At 37.9% G+C, this 20,154-nt stretch carries 16 protein-coding genes; 10 read left to right on the forward strand and 6 right to left on the reverse strand.

Annotated features, from left to right (window positions below; all coding sequences use genetic code 11):
• Positions 1–1,022 precede the first annotated feature (1,022 nt).
• From AAEZ18_RS16385 to AAEZ18_RS16395, 3 genes are all read right to left on the reverse strand, one after another.
• Positions 1,023–1,865, reverse strand: a complete 843-nt coding sequence (locus tag AAEZ18_RS16385) for a hypothetical protein (RefSeq protein ID WP_086998550.1) — start codon at positions 1,863–1,865, stop codon at positions 1,023–1,025.
• 88 nt (positions 1,866–1,953) lie between these two features.
• Positions 1,954–2,574: an integrase core domain-containing protein gene (locus tag AAEZ18_RS16390; RefSeq protein ID WP_350595196.1), complete on the reverse strand. Its 621-nt coding sequence runs from the start codon at positions 2,572–2,574 to the stop codon at positions 1,954–1,956.
• Between the two features lie 152 nt (positions 2,575–2,726).
• A complete protein-coding gene (locus AAEZ18_RS16395) occupies positions 2,727–4,112 on the reverse strand; it encodes a tyrosine-type recombinase/integrase (protein WP_350595198.1) in 1,386 nt (461 codons plus the stop codon).
• 230 nt (positions 4,113–4,342) lie between these two features.
• Between AAEZ18_RS16395 and AAEZ18_RS16400 the strand changes: the two genes are divergently transcribed.
• From AAEZ18_RS16400 to AAEZ18_RS16430, 7 genes are read left to right on the forward strand one after another with little or no spacing between them, the layout of a single operon-like run.
• The gene (locus AAEZ18_RS16400; RefSeq protein ID WP_350595200.1) at positions 4,343–4,957 is read left to right on the forward strand and encodes a restriction endonuclease subunit S; all 615 of its coding nucleotides are present in this window, start codon (positions 4,343–4,345) and stop codon (positions 4,955–4,957) included.
• 42 nt (positions 4,958–4,999) lie between these two features.
• The gene (locus tag AAEZ18_RS16405) at positions 5,000–6,520 is read left to right on the forward strand and encodes a type I restriction-modification system subunit M (RefSeq protein WP_350595202.1); all 1,521 of its coding nucleotides are present in this window, start codon (positions 5,000–5,002) and stop codon (positions 6,518–6,520) included.
• Positions 6,510–7,772 (forward strand): restriction endonuclease subunit S, encoded by a 1,263-nt coding sequence (locus tag AAEZ18_RS16410; protein ID WP_350595203.1) that lies wholly within the window; start codon positions 6,510–6,512, stop codon positions 7,770–7,772. Before AAEZ18_RS16405 ends, AAEZ18_RS16410 begins: the two co-directional genes overlap by 11 nt.
• A gap of 4 nt (positions 7,773–7,776) precedes the next feature.
• Positions 7,777–9,114, forward strand: a complete 1,338-nt coding sequence (locus AAEZ18_RS16415; RefSeq protein WP_350595205.1) for a KAP family P-loop NTPase fold protein — start codon at positions 7,777–7,779, stop codon at positions 9,112–9,114.
• A 10-nt stretch (positions 9,115–9,124) separates the two neighbouring features.
• Entirely contained in the window at positions 9,125–12,415 is a 3,291-nt protein-coding gene (locus AAEZ18_RS16420; RefSeq protein ID WP_350595207.1) for a type I restriction endonuclease subunit R, read from the forward strand.
• A 5-nt stretch (positions 12,416–12,420) separates the two neighbouring features.
• Positions 12,421–13,263, forward strand: coding sequence for a M48 family metallopeptidase (locus AAEZ18_RS16425; RefSeq protein ID WP_350595209.1), 843 nt, complete (start codon positions 12,421–12,423; stop codon positions 13,261–13,263).
• The gene (locus tag AAEZ18_RS16430) at positions 13,256–14,368 is read left to right on the forward strand and encodes an SH3 domain-containing protein (protein ID WP_350595211.1); all 1,113 of its coding nucleotides are present in this window, start codon (positions 13,256–13,258) and stop codon (positions 14,366–14,368) included. The genes AAEZ18_RS16425 and AAEZ18_RS16430 overlap by 8 nt, the downstream gene beginning before the upstream one ends.
• Before the next feature lie 13 nt (positions 14,369–14,381).
• On the opposite strand, the gene AAEZ18_RS16435 is transcribed toward AAEZ18_RS16430, so the two are convergent.
• The 3 genes from AAEZ18_RS16435 to AAEZ18_RS16445 all read right to left on the reverse strand — a co-directional run bounded on the left by AAEZ18_RS16435 (position 14,382) and on the right by AAEZ18_RS16445 (position 17,125).
• The gene (locus tag AAEZ18_RS16435) at positions 14,382–15,008 is read right to left on the reverse strand and encodes a type I restriction-modification system subunit M N-terminal domain-containing protein (protein ID WP_502935387.1); all 627 of its coding nucleotides are present in this window, start codon (positions 15,006–15,008) and stop codon (positions 14,382–14,384) included.
• A 216-nt stretch (positions 15,009–15,224) separates the two neighbouring features.
• Positions 15,225–16,736, reverse strand: coding sequence for a hypothetical protein (locus AAEZ18_RS16440; protein WP_086996274.1), 1,512 nt, complete (start codon positions 16,734–16,736; stop codon positions 15,225–15,227).
• A 77-nt stretch (positions 16,737–16,813) separates the two neighbouring features.
• A complete protein-coding gene (locus AAEZ18_RS16445) occupies positions 16,814–17,125 on the reverse strand; it encodes a helix-turn-helix domain-containing protein (protein WP_254910737.1) in 312 nt (103 codons plus the stop codon).
• 105 nt (positions 17,126–17,230) lie between these two features.
• On the opposite strand from AAEZ18_RS16445, the gene AAEZ18_RS16450 reads away from it, so the two are divergent.
• From AAEZ18_RS16450 to AAEZ18_RS16460, 3 genes are all read left to right on the forward strand, one after another.
• Entirely contained in the window at positions 17,231–17,815 is a 585-nt protein-coding gene (locus tag AAEZ18_RS16450; RefSeq protein WP_086996280.1) for a VspR family transcription factor, read from the forward strand.
• Positions 17,809–19,197, forward strand: a complete 1,389-nt coding sequence (locus AAEZ18_RS16455; RefSeq protein WP_086996283.1) for a DEAD/DEAH box helicase — start codon at positions 17,809–17,811, stop codon at positions 19,195–19,197. Before AAEZ18_RS16450 ends, AAEZ18_RS16455 begins: the two co-directional genes overlap by 7 nt.
• Before the next feature lie 321 nt (positions 19,198–19,518).
• Positions 19,519–20,082, forward strand: coding sequence for a hypothetical protein (locus AAEZ18_RS16460; protein WP_350595215.1), 564 nt, complete (start codon positions 19,519–19,521; stop codon positions 20,080–20,082).
• Positions 20,083–20,154 lie beyond the last annotated feature (72 nt).

Raw genomic sequence — 20,154 nt, forward strand, 5'->3', positions numbered from 1 at the left:
ATAAGAGCAAATAAAATTCGGTGTCAACCGGCCAAGATAATTGACGCGGAACCGGCCAAGTTAATTGACGCTAGATAGCTGCTAGTAAATTTATAGAATAAGTTAAGCAAGGATATGCATATAGAGATTTATAAGTAACGTGTAGGTATGAAATAGTAGCTGAATATTACCTAAGTTAAATTGGTAATTTATGCATAGCTAAAAGAAAGAAATGCTTTAAGGGGCCTGATTCATTAAGCTAGATAAGATAATAATTGCAACATAAGTGTTTATATACAAAGAGTATAAGAAGCCACATAAATAGTAAGCAGCAAAATTCCGTTCTTTGAATTGAAAATATAGCAAAGGCATAACAATATACTTGCAGACTGGTTAGTTATAGATAGGTGCGCTTTATAAACAAGGAGAACTTTAACCGCTAAATTATCAGCGGGCTTGTTTTATACAAATACATGTTTAAATAACAAACTTGCTTTATAGGGCTCATGTAAGTAAAGCATCCATATTTAAAGTTATGTATTCGTAGTAGTAGGAAAGCAGCTGTATTGAATTTGCTTAAAAACGTAAAATACACTTAATAATCTCGTAACGAGAAGGCTTACAACACACATAGTTATACTGAATAGCTTATTGCAAACCCTATTTAACATAATATAAATTATAGGTTGTTATATATGTATTAATAAGGAGTGCCACATACTCTCTTTATTAGCTCTGTAATGTCCAATACTAGACATTATATATAGTGATTACTGTGTACTAATTATTTTTTTGAATTGTAACAATGAGTTATACTTTAAATTGAGATACACATTGTGTATCTCAATTTTCCTAATCTATGTACTTATTTTACAACAACTATAATGAACGATAACCAAATGGATTCTAATTTTTTAATAATCGTTAATACGTAATAATAGGGATATACGAAAAATCTATAAAATAATAGAATTTGCGAAAAATATTAAGTTAAAAGCAGAATGCTCTCCCCTATTTGAAATGTATCTGCTGTCCCATTCCGGTTAAGTTATACAATATTGAATGAAATTTTCTGAAGCACCTAGTGCACGGTATATAACTACCTGCCGATGGTTGTATCCTAAGTAGGTTTCCAGTTCCGTACATTGTTCATTAATTTTATCCTCTATATTAACTTCAAGTCCTTTATACCCCTTAATAATAGCTTTTAAGTTATTAATAATTTCACCGCCTTTACCTCTAAATCTTTCCAATAGATCTAGATGCTCATAATGATTTTTAATTAGATTAAACACATCATCAGTCACATCGTCAGGCTGCTCTAAATAGAACCTTGGCATCCAATTGGCTTCAAATCTTACTTTAAGATAATGTGATTTGGGTAAGTCATCTATAAACAAGTTTAAAAATAAATGTGAGCCATTATCATCAACAAATTTGTCTGATTTTTTTCTATTACAATCAGTGCAACATGGAAATAAGTTTTTAGGGTGGACAGAATACTCTGGAAATTCTGTCTGACCTAGTACATGATCCATTGAGTCAACATCATTTATAGTGCAATTTTGACAAGTATTAAAAATATGTTCCCTATGATGAGGGTGTTTAGTAAGCGTATTTTTTAAGGCCTTAATTTTTTTATTTCTATAATTATATAAAGATTTTAAATTAGCTTTATCATTCTCACTGTATGGCATGCTCTGCATTAAAGCTAGCGAGTCCATATCAAATGCATCATCGTAATCTTCAAAGTAATGTGATTGAGTATCAGAAATTACAGCAAGCTCTTCTTTAAAATCTGGATTTGCCTCTGTATTCCTTTTAGACTTAACAATATCTTTGTAGAAAGAAAAAGAGTCTTCTTCATAAGCTCTAATTTTTAGCATTATCTTCAACCAAAACATGAAGGTACAATCGTACGTTTAAACTTAGCGGTAAACGGTGTTTGTCAAACTAGTTGTCGCGATCACTACGTTATGCACTCTCAGCCTTGACACTATTTTGTTCAGGGTTTAAGTACACTTCTTTTGGTAAATCCCAATTACGGATATTACCGCTCCAGCGCTCAGGGTGAGCATCTTTAGCACCTTGATAAACTTCTTTTCTATTAGCCAATATGTCACCCGCTAATCCTGAATGCCTTTGATGTGGGCTGACGTATTTGATGCCACTATGTTTGTGGTTAAAATTATACCAGTGGCTAAATTTCAACACCCAACTACGCGCCTCATCAATTGTTGAAAACCCTTTATACGGATAGTCAGGGCGATATTTACACGTTTTAAATATCGACTCAGCATAAGCATTATCATTGCTCACCCTAGGACGATTAAAAGACGACACGACACCTAAACTATAAAGTGTTTCAAGCATTGATGAGCCTTTCATTGGGCTTCCATTATCCGAATGCAGTACCAGAGGATTATCTTTAACTCCTTCTTTTAAATGAACTTTCTTAATTAATATTGATGCATTTCCTGCTGATTCGTCATCATGAATTTCCCATCCAACAATCTTTCGACTAAATATATCGAGTATCAAATATAAATAAAAATGCAGCCCTTTAGCGGGGCCTGGTAACCAAGTAATTAACATCTTGTATTAAACTCTGGCAATGGTTTCGCAACATGGAATGACGCAGCAAAAGCCGTTTTAGAAAGCCAATGTGTTGTTTAATCCGTTTACAGTTTTCGTCAGTTAAACATCTGCCTAGCTGCTCTTCCAACTGTGACAAATCAAGCACGGTATCAAGCATCTGAACCTCCCGATTGCTCAGCATTAAATGCATCCTCTTGTAGTGGGGTAACAAACTCACCAAACAATTTATCTACCCAACTCGCCATTTGCTTATCAAATGTCAGTGACCGAGCGAAATTGATGTACTTTTGAGTCGTTGAAAAATCCGCATGGCCCATCAACTGCATTAGCTTGTATTGCACAAAGCCAATGGGCAGATTCTTATGGATTAGGAAACCAGCAAGGTTTGTTGCAAAAGTTGAACGTAAATCATGAAAATCACGTTTTAATGTTTTCCCTAGTGGCGCTAATTCCTTACGCACTTTTGAGATCACATTGCCGATAGATTTACGAGACATAAAATCACCAGAGCGATTAAGAAAAAGTGGTGAATCATCACAATTACCATGTTCAAGCTGCCACTTAGCTAACCTATTTTGGTGTTCTTTGCCGTTACGATATTGCCAAAGTGATGTCATCAAGCCTTTTGACACCATTACCGTGCGCTCTTTGTCGTACTTGCCGACTATGGTTACGTTATAAATCGCTTTATTATCCAAGGCAGGATCAACAACATGACTGGCAGTAAAAGTCGCAATCTCTTCTGCACGCAAGCCGCATTGCACAGCCAAATCCACTCGCAATTTTGCACCTTGCTTTGTCAGTTCCTTGCTGGCATAGAGTAGCTTTAGTTCATCTTGGCTGTAAGGTGATAAACCCGCATCGCCTGATTTCTTTTGCTTATACTTTTTAGGGATCAGCAAGTCAGTTGTGGTAATGGTAAAGCCTTTTTCCTCGCTACCGTAGTCGGTAAATAGCAAGTCTAAGCCACCATCTTTGCGCTTTTTTTTAATGACCTTGGTTTTATATTTGAATGGCACTTTATCAATTCTGCGTTGCTTTCTTGCCCACTCGTAAAACTGCCTAACATGGTTGATATATAGATTTGCCGTATCTCGGTCGATATCCTTTGCAATCACTTGTTCTATAAGGTGCTTGCGATAGCGGTACACAGGAAGCCAATATTTCGCTTTATCACTGTCACTTACGGCATAAACCTCATGCCAGTCCACGTTATTCTTCTCAACCCATTGCAAAAACAAACTCATCGAATTTGCTAACGACTGCACAGTAATAAGAGATACACCACCAAGAGGGTTCTTTTTACCGCCACGTTTAGGTGGCATAAAAAGCCCTTTATATCTGTGCTCTAGGAATAAATTGATTTCCAGAGCGTCCTGAATTCGAACCAGTGACAACACTCTAGGGAAACACTCGATAATGTGATCTTCATGAAAAGCGATAGTGCGTTGACCTTCCTCATCAACGTTCGATACGTAAGGCAGGCTGCCTATATTTACAGTTTGTTTAACGACTTTAGGATAATTGCCAATCAAATTTAATGCTCCATTTCAATACTGCAAATATAGGTCTGGTTATTTTATATGTCAACAACAAGTTGCAGTATTTTATAACTGCAAAAATAATTGACCTTACACATAATGTCAGCCACAATAATTTTCATTAAATTAATTCCGATTTTGTAACGCCAGTTGGTTATACCCCATTGGCGTTTATTTGTTTTTGGAGAAATCGGATAGCTGAACACAACCAAGGCTTAACGTTCATGAATGCGAAAATGCACCACGCTGCTAAAGAGGTACGTTTGAGTGATATTGCCGATATCCGCTTAGGCCACCCTTTTCGTGGCACCGTAAAGCAATACGACAAGGGTGACGTACATGTTGTTCAAGTAAGGAACACCGAGCCAACAGGTGAAATAAACAAAACCACATTGGTTCAAACCCAATTAAGCACTAAAAAACAACCCGACTGGTTGAAAAATGGCGATGTGTTATTTGTCGCAAAAGGTGCAAAACACTACAGCGCTTTGGTACAAAAGGTTTTAGAGCGTACAGTCTGCTCACCACACTTTTTTGTGGTGCGTATAAAGGCTGAGTTAAAAGATGTGATTTTGCCCGACTTTTTATGTTGGCAACTTAACCAACAACCTGCACAGCGTTATTTTAAAGCCACTGCTGAAGGCTCAATGTATTTAAGTATTCGCAGGCAGGTATTGGAGAATGTGCCAATCAAGGTGCTTACACTTGAAAAACAAAAGCAACTCACAGCAATGCACCGCTGCGGGGTAAAAGAGCAAAAAGTATTACAAAAGCTGATTGAAAATAGGCAACAACAATTAGAAGCCATTGCCATGCATGCACTTAGTAGCGTTGGCTAACACAAAACAGATTAAACAATTTAATAACAAGGACTTAAAAATATGACCACAACCAACCAAATCAATCAGGACGATATTAATAAAGCGGTGTGGAACGCCTGCGACACCTTTCGCGGTGTTATTAGTGCCGATACCTATAAAGACTTCATCCTCACCATGCTGTTTTTAAAATACATCTCTGATGTATACAAAGATGAATACAACAAGCTAATTACTCAGTATGGCGATAACCCCGACTTAATCCACGCTATGATGTCGAAGCAGCGCTTTGTATTGCCAGAAGGTGCGAGCTTTTGGGATTTATACGAAAAACGCTATGAAGCAGGTAATGGTGAGCGTATTGATAAAGCCTTACACGCACTAGAAGAAGCTAACGGCAGCAAGCTTAAAAACGTATTCCAAGATATCAGCTTTAACACAGACCGCTTAGGCCAAGAAAAACAAAAAAACGATTTACTGCGCCACTTACTAGAAGACTTTGGTAAAGACATTTTAAACCTAAGTACAGAGCGTGTAGGCAGCTTAGATATTATCGGTAATGCCTATGAATATCTTATTAAACACTTTGCCGCTGGCAGTGGCGCGACCGCTGGTGAATACTACACTCCGCCTGAGGTCTCAACCCTTTTAGCAACGGTTTTAGAGCCTGTTGAAGGTGACCAAATATGTGACCCATGTACTGGGAGTGGCTCATTGCTTTTAAAGTGTGGCGCTATGGTACGTAAAAACTCTGGCTCAAAAAAATACGCTTTATTTGGCCAAGAAGCTATCGGCTCTACTTGGGCACTGGCAAAAATGAATATGTTCCTACACGGTGAAGACAACCACCGTATTGAATGGGGCGACACCATTCGCAACCCACTGCTACTTGATAAAGACGGCAACGGCTTATTGCACTTTGATGTAGTTACCGCCAACCCGCCATTTAGCTTGGATAAATGGGGGCATGACGATGCAAGTAGCGACCCTTACGGGCGTTTCCGCCGTGGTGTGCCGCCTAAAACCAAAGGCGATTATGCGTTTATTAGCCACATGATTGAAACACTAAAGCCAGACACTGGCCGCATGGCGGTAGTTGTGCCACATGGCGTGCTATTTCGCGCATCAAGCGAAGGCAAAATTCGTAAGCAACTGATTGAAGAAAACTTGCTTGATACCGTTATTGGCCTGCCAGAAAAGCTATTTTTTGGTACAGGTATTCCAGCCGCTATTTTAATATTCAAAAAGCAAAAAACTGACAATAACGTGCTGTTTATTGATGCCAGCCGCGAATTTAAATCAGGCAAAAACCAAAACCAGTTAACACCTGACAACATCCAAAAAGTTATCGACACCTACAAAGCGCGTGAAACCACCGATAAATACTCATACCTAGCAAGCTTTGATGAAATTGCCGAAAACGACTTTAACCTAAACATTCCGCGTTACGTTGATACCTTTGAAGAAGAAGCTGAAATTGATTTAGTGGCGGTACGCACTGAGCGTGTGCAACTAAAAAATGAGCTGCAAGCCCTTGAAGCAGAAATGGAAGGCTATTTAAAGGAGTTAGGTTATGAAATCTAAGCGAGAGCGTTACACACCTCATGATGTAGGTCCATCACCGTTGGACTGGGATGCCCCTTATTTACAGGAGGTATCCAGCCTCATAACGAATGGCTTTGTTGGCACAGCAACGCCTTACTACACAAACGAACTGGGAATCCCCTACCTTTACGGAACAAACGTTAGGGCAAATAAGATTGATCCAAAAGGAATTAGATATATCAATCAAGAGTTTCATGCAAAACAAGAAAAAACGAAACTTAAAAAAGGTGACTTATTGATGGTCCAGTCAGGTCACATAGGTGAAACTGCTGTAGTGCCAGATGAATTTAATGGTGCAAATTGTCATGCGTTAATTGTTACTAGAACAAAAAGCGAATATGTATTTCCTCAATTTCTGAGCTTCTACATTAATTCAGAAATGGGCAGAGCTAGACTAAAAGGGCTTGAGGTCGGTTCTACCATCCTTCATATCAATACTAAAGACTTAAAAAAGTTTCGAGTTCTATTACCCCCACTCTCAGAACAACGTAAAATCGCCAATATCCTATCCTCTTGGGATAAAGCGATTAGCACCACCGAACGCCTAATCGACAACAGCAAACAGCAGAAAAAAGCCCTGATGCAACAACTGCTCACTGGCAAAAAACGCTTTGCTGGATTTACTAAAGACTGGAAGCAGATCCATCTAGGTGACATAGGTAAATGCATTACAGGTTTAACTTATAAGCCAACAGATACCGTTGATGATGGAGTGCTTGTACTTCGTTCATCAAACATTCAAAACAGCAAGCTTGCTTTCGAAGATAACGTTTTTGTAAGTGCAGACTTAAAAGTTAAATCAAAAACTCAAGAAAACGATATTTTAGTTTGTGTTCGAAACGGCAGTAAAAATCTCATTGGTAAGAGCACTCTAATTAAAGGTCGAGCTGTAGGGCAAGCTCATGGTGCATTTATGACACTCTTTAGAGGTAAGCACCCTTTATACGTCAGCCAACTTTTTCAATCGAGTGAGTTTTTTAGACAAGTAAATATGAATTTAGGCGCAACCATAAATTCAATCAACACTAGTGATCTGCACAAATTTAAGTTCACTATTCCAACAGACGAAGACGAGATAAATGCTATCGCATTGTGTCTTACAAATGCAGAAATTGAAATTGAAATTCTTCAACAACAACTTGCTGACCTAAAACAAGAGAAAAAAGCGCTTATGCAGCAATTGTTAACAGGCAAGCGCAGAGTGAAAGTAGACAATATAGAGGCAGCATAACGATATGGATATCACCGCACTAACATTTGATGATAGAGATGAATTTAAGCGTAAGGGCATCGCTGAAAAAGCGATTTCACTATTGCAGGCGGACATCAATATTTCCCCTATGGTGATCGATGGTAGTTGGGGAACTGGGAAGACAGAGTTTTGTTATAAGCTTATCAACCTCATGCACGGTAATGATTCGCATCATTTAATTTATATTGATGCATTCAAGGCAGATCATGCTGATGACCCATTAATGACTGTACTTGCCGAGGTCATCAAAGTTTTGCCAGATGATGAGAGTAAGCAAAGCTTTATGAAAAAAGCTTTACCTGCTGTGCGTTATGGCTTTAAAGCATCTGCAAAAGCTGTTGTGGCACATGCTTTAAAACAAGATTTTGCAGATGTTGCAGATGATTTTGATAAAGAGATTCAAAAAGCCGCAGACAAAGCTATTGATGCGACTGTTGAATCAGTATTAAAAGATCACGTGAAAGCAGAAAAAAACTTAAAAGCTTTACAAAATGCATTAGCAGAAATTGCGGCTATCAAACCTATTGTATTGTTTGTCGATGAACTTGATCGATGTAGACCTAACTTTGCTGTCGATATGCTTGAAATTATAAAGCACACATTTGATGTAGAGGGCGTTGGCTTTGTTTTGATCACCAATACGAAGCAACTTAAAGCGTCAATAAATCATTGTTATGGTCATGCAGTTGATGCTCAAAGATATTTAGATAAATTTGTTAAATTCACTATCGCTCTTCCTGAAACAGTCGATACCAATGCTCACCGTGAAAGTATTGCTGCAATTGAACACTATAAAAACTTAGTTAGATCAAGCCATGTATTGGAAGATATGAAGCTATATGAATGTGGCTCAATTAGAACAATAAAACAAATTATTATTGCCAATAGATTATCCCTAAGAGAAGTAGAGACTATTGTTCGACATATAGAAATTTATGTAACTCTAGCCCAATCAAATAACCTTCAAAGCAATACAAATTTTGGATATAAAGTGCTTACCATACTGGCTATTGCAATTTATAGCATTCAGCCCGAAGTAGCTTTTTCGATACTACAAAAAAGAATTGATGCGAAGGATATTGGTAACTGTCTTGGTATATCAAGTTTGTCAAATGACATTCAAGGTCGCCCTGATGAGCACGAACTAATCTGTTATATGCTTGGGTGTACTGCTTTGCATAATAAAGAGCATTTTACTCCAACAGACAATGTCGATGTATGGAAGGAAGAAAGTGCTCGATACTTTCAAGGTGGATATTGGCGAACAGATGACTTTGCATCTATTTGCGCTGAAGCGATTCAAACGCTGACAATGTGCTAAAGGATTAGAAATGACTACGACAGTTAACTTTCAGGAAGAATTCAGTGCAAAAATACCAGCACTGACTCTCTTATCCAACCTAGGTTACATCTTCATTCCACCAAGTGAATGCGAGGCGTTACGTGGTAATACCTTAGCAAGCGAAAAGAAGAGCACTCATCAGGTTGTTTTACTCCCTGTAATGCGTGCTTTCTTAGCAAAGCAAACGTTCTCGTTTGCAGGTAAGCAACATACATTATCTGAGGCGGCCATTGATAAAGTGATGCATGAGCTAAACCCAGCCATGAACCTTGGTTTAAAAGCGGCTAATGAGAAAATTTATGATGCGCTAATGTATGGCGTGAGTGTGACTGAATTTATTGATGGTAAAAAAGCCTCGCCCACTATTAAGCTGATTGATTGGCATAATATTGATAACAATGCCTTTCATTGTACCGAAGAATTAGTAATACAAAATGCCGAGGGTACGGGCAACCGCAGACCGGACATTGTGTGTTTTGTAAATGGGTTGCCATTAGTTGTGATTGAGGCGAAACGCCCCGATTCAAACAAAGAAGGTAAATCGACCAACTTTGAAGCAATCTCTCAGCATATTCGTAACCAAAAACAGGATGAAATACCGCATTTATATGCGTACAGCCAGTTATTGTTAGCCATAAACGGGCATGAGGGCTTGTATGCAACATGCGGCACCCCTGAGAAGTTTTGGGCAAAGTGGAAAGAAGAGCATATACCGGAAGCAGAATTTGTCAGGCTCAAAAACCATACGCTGCGTGGTGAGCAATTAAATGCACTCTTTAATCATCGCCCTGCAAAAGATAAAGATGATTACCAGTCGCTTATTGCCGCAGGTGAGCTGACGGTAACCGACCAAGATAGACTGATTGTAAGTTTATTACGCCCTGAGCGCCTACTGGATATGACCCGCCTGTTTACTTTGTTTGATAAAAAAGCAGGCAAGATTGTAGCTCGATACCAGCAGGTGTTTGGTATAAAAGCACTTATTGAGCGAATTAATACATTTGATGACACGGGTGCGCGTGAAGGCGGCGTTATTTGGCATACTACGGGCAGTGGTAAGTCGTTTACTATGGTGTTTTTATCTAAGGCGCTTATATGGCTTGAAGAGCTAGCACAGTGCCGCGTAATTATTGTGACTGACCGAGTGGATTTAGAAGACCAGCTAAGCCGTACGTTTGCTTCTGGTGGTGTACTGACCGACCGCGATAAAAAAGATGCTATGGCGACCACAGGTAAGCGTTTGGCCGAGCAAATTGGTCAAGGTAACGAACGGGTTATTTTCTCGATCATTAATAAGTTTGGCTCTGCAATAAAACACAAAGACTGTTACAACGATAGCCCTAATATTATTGTATTAGTGGATGAAGGTCACCGCAGCCAAAACGGTGAAAATAATATCCGTATGCAGCAAACCCTGCCTAAAGCTGCTTTTATCGCCTTTACAGGTACGCCGCTATTAAAAGACGATAAGACCGAAAACAAGTTCGGTAAAATTATTCACTCTTATACGATGCAACAAGCGGTTGAAGATAAAACCGTTACCCCACTGCTGTATGAAGAGCGTATACCAGAGCTAAACGTTAACGACAAAGCCATTGATGCATGGTTTGATCGTAGTACCAGTAAGCTGAGCGACAAACAAAAAACTGATTTAAAAAGAAAGTTTTCGCAAAAAGGTCAGATTTATCAAACTGCCGATCGCATTATGTTAATTGCCTATGATATTGCCGACCACTTTCAAAATTTTAAGCACCAAGGTTTAAAAGGCCAGCTAGCTTGTGACTCTAAAGCATCTGCAATACGCTACAAAGAGGCATTAGATAAAATTGGCACCGTGACAACAGTTGTTGCAATGTCGGCTCCTGACACGCGTGAGGGGCATGATGTAGTTGATCAAGAAAGTAAAGACATTGTACAAAATTGGTGGAAAGCCAATGTTGATAAAATGGATGAAAAAGCCTACACCAAAGCAATTATTGAAGACTTTGGCAGAGATGACGGCCCCGACATCATGATAGTGGTTGATAAACTGCTAACGGGCTTTGATGAGCCAAAGAACACCGTACTGTATATTGATAAACCCCTTAAAGAGCACAACCTGATTCAAGCCATTGCCCGCGTAAACCGTTTGCATAGCAAAAAGCAGTTTGGCTACTTGATTGACTACCGAGGCATATTAAAAGAGCTTGATACCACCATAGAAAAGTACCAAGACCTTGCTGAGCGCACTCAAGGCGGTTTTGATATAGATGACCTAAAAGGTTTATATAACCGAATGGATACGGAATACAAAAAGCTTCCGGGGTTACACAGCGATTTATGGGCGATATTCGATGGGGTTAAAAACAAACAAGATGGCCCCGCTTTACGCCAAGCATTAGCACCAAAAGTACATGAGGTTGGTGGTAAGCTTACCGACACCAACCTTAAAAAGCGTGATGATTTTTACTCAATACTCACGGCATTTTCAAACTGTATGAAAGTAGCGCTGCAATCAGCCACCTACTTTGAAGATAAGTCGTTTGATAACAAGCGCGACCTATACAAACGAGACTTAAAAGCCTTTGTCGATTTACGTAAGCAAGTACGTGAAGATGCCGACGAAACCATTAACTATGATGAATACGCTGAAGATATTCGAAGCTTGCTTGATAAACACATAGCGGGTATTGAAGTAAAAGAACCTGATGGTGCATATTTAGTTGGTAACTTGGGCAAAGACGTTAAGCCACAGGATATGAGCGATGACGAGGCTCGTAACCAAACAGATAAAATCACTGGCCGTATTACCAAGATGATTGAGCAAGACTTAGCAGATGATCCTTATGCGCAGGAATATTTTTCTAAGATGCTTAAAAAGGCCATTGAAGATGCCAAAGCCATGTTTGATGCCCCAGTTAAGCAGTACATATTGTTCGCTGACTTTGAGCAAGAAGTAAAAGACCGCAAAATCGTTGATGTTCCCAATGACTTTATGGATGACGCAGGCAAGTTAAACAAACATGCCCAAGCCTATTTTGGCCTGTTCAAACATTTATTTGATAGTGAGCTTTTAACTGAAAAGGCATTGGATAATGAGAAATTGGTAGCGCTTGCTTTTGATATTGATGCCGTCGTAAATGACGCGGTTGCTGAGTATTCCATTAACCCTGCGGAAATTGAAAACGCTATTCACATGAAGTTATTACCCATACTGTTTGCTGAGCTTGGCCTTGATAACGCACAAAAACTGATTGAAGAAGTGTTAAAGATAACCCGATTAGGCATAGCTAGAGGCTAATGTAAGTGACACAAAAAACGGTAGCTGCTGCTATTCATTCTGATGAAAGCAGCGCAACAACCAACGAACACGGTGTTTTTACTTATGGTAACGACACCATTTGCTATGACGTTATCCGTAAAACACAGCCTAGTGATACCGCTAAAAAAGTAGCTCGCAAGGTCATTATTAAGGTTCACCCTGATCAGCGTGTTGTTGCGACTGTGCCTCATGATGCGAGCGAAGATGCTATTAGCGATGCCATGCACAAGCGTGCAAGGTGGATATGGCAGAGTATTAATAACTTTGCAAAACAAAAAGACACGGTATTGCACAAGCGTTACGTGAGTGGTGAAACCCAATTTTATTTAGGTAAGCGCTATGTACTCAAGGTAATTGTTGATGCTGAACAAGTGCCGAGTGTGAAGCTCAGTCGAGGTAAATTAAACGTCACGATAAAGCATGAAATAAGCAAACATACTGCCCCTGATAGTCAAGAAAGTCGGGAGGTGGAAGTTAAACCACTTATTGATAAATGGTATCAGCATAAAGCAAAAGCCATTTTTCATGAGCGACTAGCCGAACTACTTCCTAAGACCACATGGGTAACAGGCATTCCCTCTTTTCGAGTTATGGCAATGAAAAAGCAATGGGGAAGCTGCTCTACCAAAGGTAACTTAATGCTTAACCCACACCTAGTTAAAGCCCCCAAAGAATGCATTGATTACGTGGTACTACATGAGCTTTGCCATATTGCTGAACACAATCACAGCGAACGATTCTGGCGTTTATTAACCCAAGTAATGCCAAACTGGAAAGAAATAAAAGCCAAATTAGATGACATGGCGGAGATGTATTTGAATGAGTAAAGACGAGTTAAATAAATTGATTAATCCAAGTTGGATGGATGAAATTAATAAGATGCAAAAGCAACACGAAGCACTCAATAATTTTGCTCATCAAAGTTCTGCTATTGCAAATATGCAACAGCAAATGGAAGCACTTAGCCAGTCCATGACAATTCAAGAACCTAAGTGGTTAGCGGCAGCAAATGCAATAGCTGAGCATAGCAACCGTATTTTAAAGAGCTTAGAAGAACCTGCATGGATGAAAAACCTGAAAAGATTCGAAGATATTAGCTTCCAAACAAGTTTGGCTATTGAAAATTCGAGTATACATAGCAATCTAATTAAAAATGCAGAGCTACTGAATAATTCATTTAATGAACCAAAATGGACAAAAATTTTTGACCACAATAAGCAGCTATTACGTGCTGTTGAACAATCTAGTTGGATGAAATCTTTTCAGAGATTTGATGAACTAAGCAAGCAATCCATTAAAGCATTTGAGCACAGTAAATCTTTTAGCAAACTAATTGATAGTGCTAAAGCAACGTCTCAGCTTTGCAACCTTGAAGCTTTTGAAGCCATTGCTAAGCTTCATAATTCACCTTTGAATCACTTTGGTAAACTTGCAGAAACAGCGTTTAAAAAACAAGAATATAGAAAAGATATTCACGAACTAGATGACGATATATATTCAGATATAGCCCAAGAAAACGATTTCGAAAAGCTGCCTACCAATGTCCAAAATAAAATAATTTATTATCTAAAGTTCATATTTTTAACGATCTTTCTCAACTTGTTATCAAATTACATTTATGACCAGAGGGAACTGCTTGCACAAACATTGAGGTTGATAGAAAAACCATCTGAGGTTAAAAAGTTTGCTCGAAGTGGTTCGAGTCGATTTGAACGAGAAGTGCTCAGTGGTTTAAGGGTTGTATCGGGTAATGATGTGAATTTGAGAGCATCTCCTTCAATGAAGTCAGATATCATTTTGCAATTAGATACTGGTACTTTGATAGAAGTAGTAGATAAATCCAATCGAGTTTGGCTTCTGGTTGAAATATCAGATGGTGAAGATGTTATTCAAGGATGGATAGCTAGGCGATACACTGTTTATTTTAAATAACTTGGGTAACAGTTTAAGCCGCTTTTTGAAGGTGGCATTCGTTACTAAAAAATGAAGATGACATTATGTAGAACTCGCCCCCGCCTTTGCCTTCAGAGGCGGCAAATTTACCTAAAAAGTATTCGTACACGCGGCCAACTAAGTCTTCTTCTGTTTTTTCGTTTTGGTTGGCAATGGTGTCGATATTATTAATGGTATCGATAAGCGCTGAGAGCTTACTGGCATCAAGCCCTAAACGTGAAAAGTAATTATCGGGCAATGCGCCGGCGAGTGATTTATTGTTTTTTTCAACCGCGTGCAGTGCGGTATCTATTTTAACGGCTATATCGCCTTGCTTAGCGTTGATTTGAATGTACGACCAGCGTGCGTCTTCTGGTAGATAAAACACGTTATCCATCGCGTAAAAGTCGACCATGTCGATGTATTCGTCGCCGTACTCGGCAATAATGGCTTTTTTACGCGCTTCAAACTTATCACTAATAAATTTAAGAAAGATTAAGCTTAAAACAATGTGCTTATATTCGGCTGATTCAACACTGCCGCGAAGTTTATTCGCGGAATCCCAAAGGGATTCTTCAAACCCGACTTGTGTTTTTTTTGCGGCTTTTTTAGTTGCAGGCTTTTTTGATGCAGCGTCCATGTGGTCTCTCTTTGCAAGAATATCAATATAAATTATTAGCTTATCATACCGCAAAGGTCGTGATTTTTTGAGTGTTAATTAATAATAAATTGGTATTTAAGTATTTAGATATGCGTCAATTTAAAATACTAGGTATCGCTGCATGCTTAGTAAATAAATCATACTTAATTAGTTGTTGAGCATGATTTATTTTAAGCGGTTGTACGTAATTGATTATTAACTGTTATTGGCTGTTAAATTACTTACTATTTTATCAAGTAACTTAACAGAGTTTGATACATATATTTCATCAGCTTCGTCAACTTTTTCTAAATAGCTCTCAGTGAGTCTAAGCCAGTTCCTGAACGATTTTATTTCATTGGTATTAAGCAACTCTATTAATGCCTCGTGATGCATATCATTCATTGCCATATAACTAGGATTAGAATTAAAACCAGATTCTTTCTCAAGCTTCATCGCTAATGACGTTTGATTAACTTTATAAAGCGCGGCTGCAATCTTCTGCTTACCAAAATTAGTGATATGTTTACGTTCTGGTAGTACAAAATAGAGTAAATCATATATCTTCGAGTTTAATTTTTTATTATTTTTATCTTCTTTTTTGGCTAAAGCTGCTAAGTAATAAATTTTGCCAATTAATTCATTAGCTTCGTGGTAGCTTATGTTTTTATTTTTGCTTTTAATTAACTCATAGGCCGCACTTTGATTCAATTTTTTCAAATCAAAAATGTCTAAGATTATTGGGTGTTTATATGCTAGCTCATTAATGTGCTCTAGATTAGAATGAACTCTGCCGGCTGCGTGTTCGGTTTTATGGTAAAGAGAAAGCTCGTTTTTTATATTATCTATAATTGTTAAATAAGCTTTTTGAAATTTATCATTTGCGTCAAAGTGTGTTAGATAACAATCTAGTGCTTCATCATAATGATAAGGCTTATCGTTAGTTGTTGTTGCATCTTCTTTTTCTTCTATTATGGCATCTAACGTTGCTGAACATAAATCAGCTTTAAATGCTGGGTTATATTTAGCAAATAATTTAGTAAATTTTTTTGTTCCGTATTTTCCGTAAAATTTATTTTCAAAAAGTTGCCTCAACTCATTTGGAATGGTTAGCTCATTAACAAGGTAACCCTCTGCTATTGCTAGTGATAATTTTTCATTATACGTTTTGTAGTCGCTGTTTTCTTTTAGTAAGCGCACAGCGTCTTGGTCTTTAAAATTGCTCAGCTGTAGGTGTAAGATATATTCTTTTGCCTTATTAACACCAATAACTTTGCTTGCAATACGATTAAAACTTTTTCGATCATTTCTTTCTGCATACGCGTTTAAAAGTCCCCCAAGTGTTTTTAGATGTAACTTTGGCTCGGCTTGATTAATGTCGTTAAGCTTTGCTTCTAAAAGAAGGTATGGATTAACTTTAACAGATTCGACAAATTCTAATTCTTTTAGTCTCGCTCTAAATTGCTTTAAGTTGTGCTGGCCTATGAAACCAGAATTAAGCATTTCAAATACAATATTTGTCTCAACATAATCGTTATTTAATGTATCAATATTAGACTTTATTTTATCGCCAAGTATTGTTTGGTTTTTTGAGTCCAGAGTGCCGTCGTTAAACTGATTGAGCATCAAAATTGTTTTTGAATAGACTGTCTTGGCTCTTTCTTCTGGTGAATCTGTGCATGCAGTTAACACAAGCAGAAAAAATAGTGAGGTAAGAATTTTTTTCATTATTTTATAGTCCTTTATTTTGGTAACTAAATCACTTTAGTTTTGGTAGGTACCTAATAATTTATTAGTTTAATAAATTAGCAATTTTTTTCTTCCAACAACTCAATGAGCTTACGCTTACCTTCGTCATCAAGCTTTTCGATTAAACATGCCAGAGTTGCGCTTTCTTCTGATTCACAAAAAAAGTAATTTACGGGAACGTTTAGCTCGGACGCTAGCTTTTTTAAAGTAGTTAAGTCGGGCATATGGCGACCTGTTTCGTAATGGTTCATTCTGCCACTGGCAGAGCTTGGGTCCATCCCCATTTTAATACCTAACTCTTTTTGGCTTATTTTCATTCGCTTTCGAGCCTCTTTAAGACGCTCTGTAAAAAAGGATTTAACCTGCACCGTTGCTTCATCTTGGTAACTCTTACATTTAAATGATTGTCTAGTTTTTACATGAGCATGTATACTTAGGAATCCTAAGTTTATGGTGAGTGGTAAAGTTTAGCAATGAGTAAAAAAGCGAATATGAATGTATTTTTACATTTTCTTTTGGTAATCAAACAGATGGATAACTTCACTGTAACGCAAGCGAAAGACGCTTTATTACATGAACAATCAGCGTTTACTGATGCGGTGGAAACCCGAAAGTTTATATACCGTCAATTAACTCGTAATGTTGAAAAAGGACTATTAAAGCGAACCAATAAATTAAACAATGGAGTTAAAGAAGTTATTTACTCAAAAACGGAGTTATTTTTAAATTTAGCAATTGTGCCTAATTCTAGAGGAAGTAGAGCAAAAAAAATTTATATTCCTAACAATAACTCTACCAACGCCACAGCTGAAAATCTTGAAATTACTGAGTACCAAGAAGAGCTTAAAAAAGACTTACTAACATATGAAATTGATTTAAATACCGTGCTTGAAGAAGCTAAAGAGTACAAACGCCTTACTACGCGTTACCCTAAACTACATGAACAATTGCAACTGCATCACACTCAGGCTAAGGAAAGATCGATTAAATTACTTGGCAAAATAAATGCTTTGCAGACTTTACTGGGTAATAAAATAACAGAAAAACAGCCATGTTAAGGGCTTGGCAAACTGCCTGCTTATCGGTAGTTAAAAAACATTACTCTCAAAACCATAAACACTTTTTTTGTTTAGCTACACCAGGGGCTGGTAAAAGCGTATTGGCGGCAGAAGTTGCTGCTTATTTATTTGATACAAAGCAAATAGACTTTGTGATTTGTTTTTCACCCTCTAGTGAGGTTGCAAATGGCATTAGAAAGACGTTTGCTAAACGTTTAAATTGTAATTTTGACGGTATTATTGGCTCAGTTGGTTGCTCGTATACTTATCAAAACATGCGCTTTTTTAATGACGACTACTGGAAACTATTAAAGAACAACCGCGTGTTAGTGGTGTTTGATGAAATACACCATTGCGCTGGTTCAAGCATTGAGGATGCCAATGTATGGGGGCAAGATATTGTTAAAAATATTCAACAGCAGGCTGCTTTCACGTTAGCTTTAACAGGCACACCTTGGCGCTCTGACCTTCTCCCTATCGCGCTGGCAACTTATAGCGACCCTGATAATAAAATTCAGTGCAATTACACTTACTCGCTGCAACAGGCCGTAAATGATGGCGTTTGTCGCAATCCTAAAATTGTTTTAATTGATAATGAAGAAATTTCGGTAACAACAGCAAAACAGGAAACTAAAACCTATAATTCATTAAAGTCTTTGCTAAAAGATCCATCGATTTCCTACCAAGATCTAATTAAGCACGAAGCTGTAATCAATTACATTGTTGCTCAAGGGGTAAGTAAACTTGCCACTATTAGGCAGCAGAATAGCAATGCCGCAGGGTTAATTGTTGCCTCTTCTGTTGAGCATGCAGAGCAAATAGTGACTGTACTAACCGACCTTTTTCATCAATCAGCAACCATAGTTACTTACAAAGAAAGCGATGCCGCCGATAGAATCAGTCATTTTCGCTTTAGCAACACGCAATGGATTGTAAGCGTTGGCATGGTGTCGGAAGGTACTGACATACCAAGGCTACAGGTATGCTGCCATTTGAGTAGAGTTAAAACCGAGCTTTATTTTAGGCAGGTGCTTGGCCGTATATTAAGAGTAAATAGCTCGCCCAACCAAGAAGCTTGGTTATTCACCCTAGCCGAAGAAACACTAAGCACTTTTGCAAATAGAATTGACCAAGAGCTACCCGACACTTGTGTACTAATAAGAAATAACGCCATAGCGAATGAATATTTTAGAACAGAGACTCATAAAAAAGCAAACTACCCTCAGCCAGATAATCAGGTTAATACTGAGGTTGATGATTTATTATTTTCATGGGGCAAAAATGGAGCAAATCAGCTGCAAACAGATCCTCAGGAGGCAAGCTTTTTACAGGCCTTTGGCGGGTTTAGAGAGCGGGTGATAGAGACGTTTTTAGTAAGTTAATTTGAAGTAATTCACATCAGTTCAGAGAGTTTTAATTATTAGGCTTAGGTTTCATCTGGCAGGCCGCTATGAGCGATAAGCGGTCATTGAGGTTGGCTTAATACAACAGTTAATTGATTTGCTAACTGTGTTGTTCGCGCATATATTCAAGCAAACGAGCGTCACGCGCATTTTGTTTCATTTAACTTTACTTAAAGTTATAGAAAACTCAGCTATAGTAATACCTTAGGTTATTTGTTAAAACTATATAAGGTAGATAAATGAGTGTGGCGTCGGCAGCGATGAGCGCACCATTAAATTGTTATATATTTAGGAGAGTGTGTGCTTGTATTTATCTTAGGGGCCATTTCAGGAGCTTTTGTTTTATTAGTAGGATTTCTAATTTTTAAGTTTGAATTCGACTTAGCTCTTATGACTAATGTTGTAATTGCCGCTGCAACAGTTGTTGCAACGATAATCCATCTTGATTCAACAAGAAAGCAAAGAAAAGATCGAATTTGGGATATTAATAAAGATGCTCTGTTAAATTTGGCTCATTCTCTTTCTTTGGTAATTCATGCTTCGGAATATTATTCTGAGCTTGAGTTTTATCGTAATCAAGACATTAATGAGTCACCTAGCATTCGTAAACCCAAAGATGGTGTTTATGAAAATTTTAATAATAACCAAGAGCAAGTATTAAATGTATATCGTACATTAATGGATAAAGAATTAATTGATAGCCTTGAGTCTTGCAAAGCACAAAATAAAAAAATATCTGAGGCAGTAGATCATGACGCAATAGATAATTATGAAGCTTATGATGCTTCATTAGATTCATATAAAGAACTGCAAAATAAATTAAATATTTTCATTGCAGAAATGTCAGGCATCAAAAATATATAATCGGGTAGCCGGAGGTCTCTAACCTCCAGCCCCCACACCACCCATCATGCGGGTCCGCAATGGGCGGTTCAT

The sequence above is a fragment of the Pseudoalteromonas sp. 19-MNA-CIBAN-0066 genome (genome assembly GCF_040308705.1).
Classification (GTDB): Bacteria; Pseudomonadota; Gammaproteobacteria; order Enterobacterales; family Alteromonadaceae; genus Pseudoalteromonas; species Pseudoalteromonas nigrifaciens.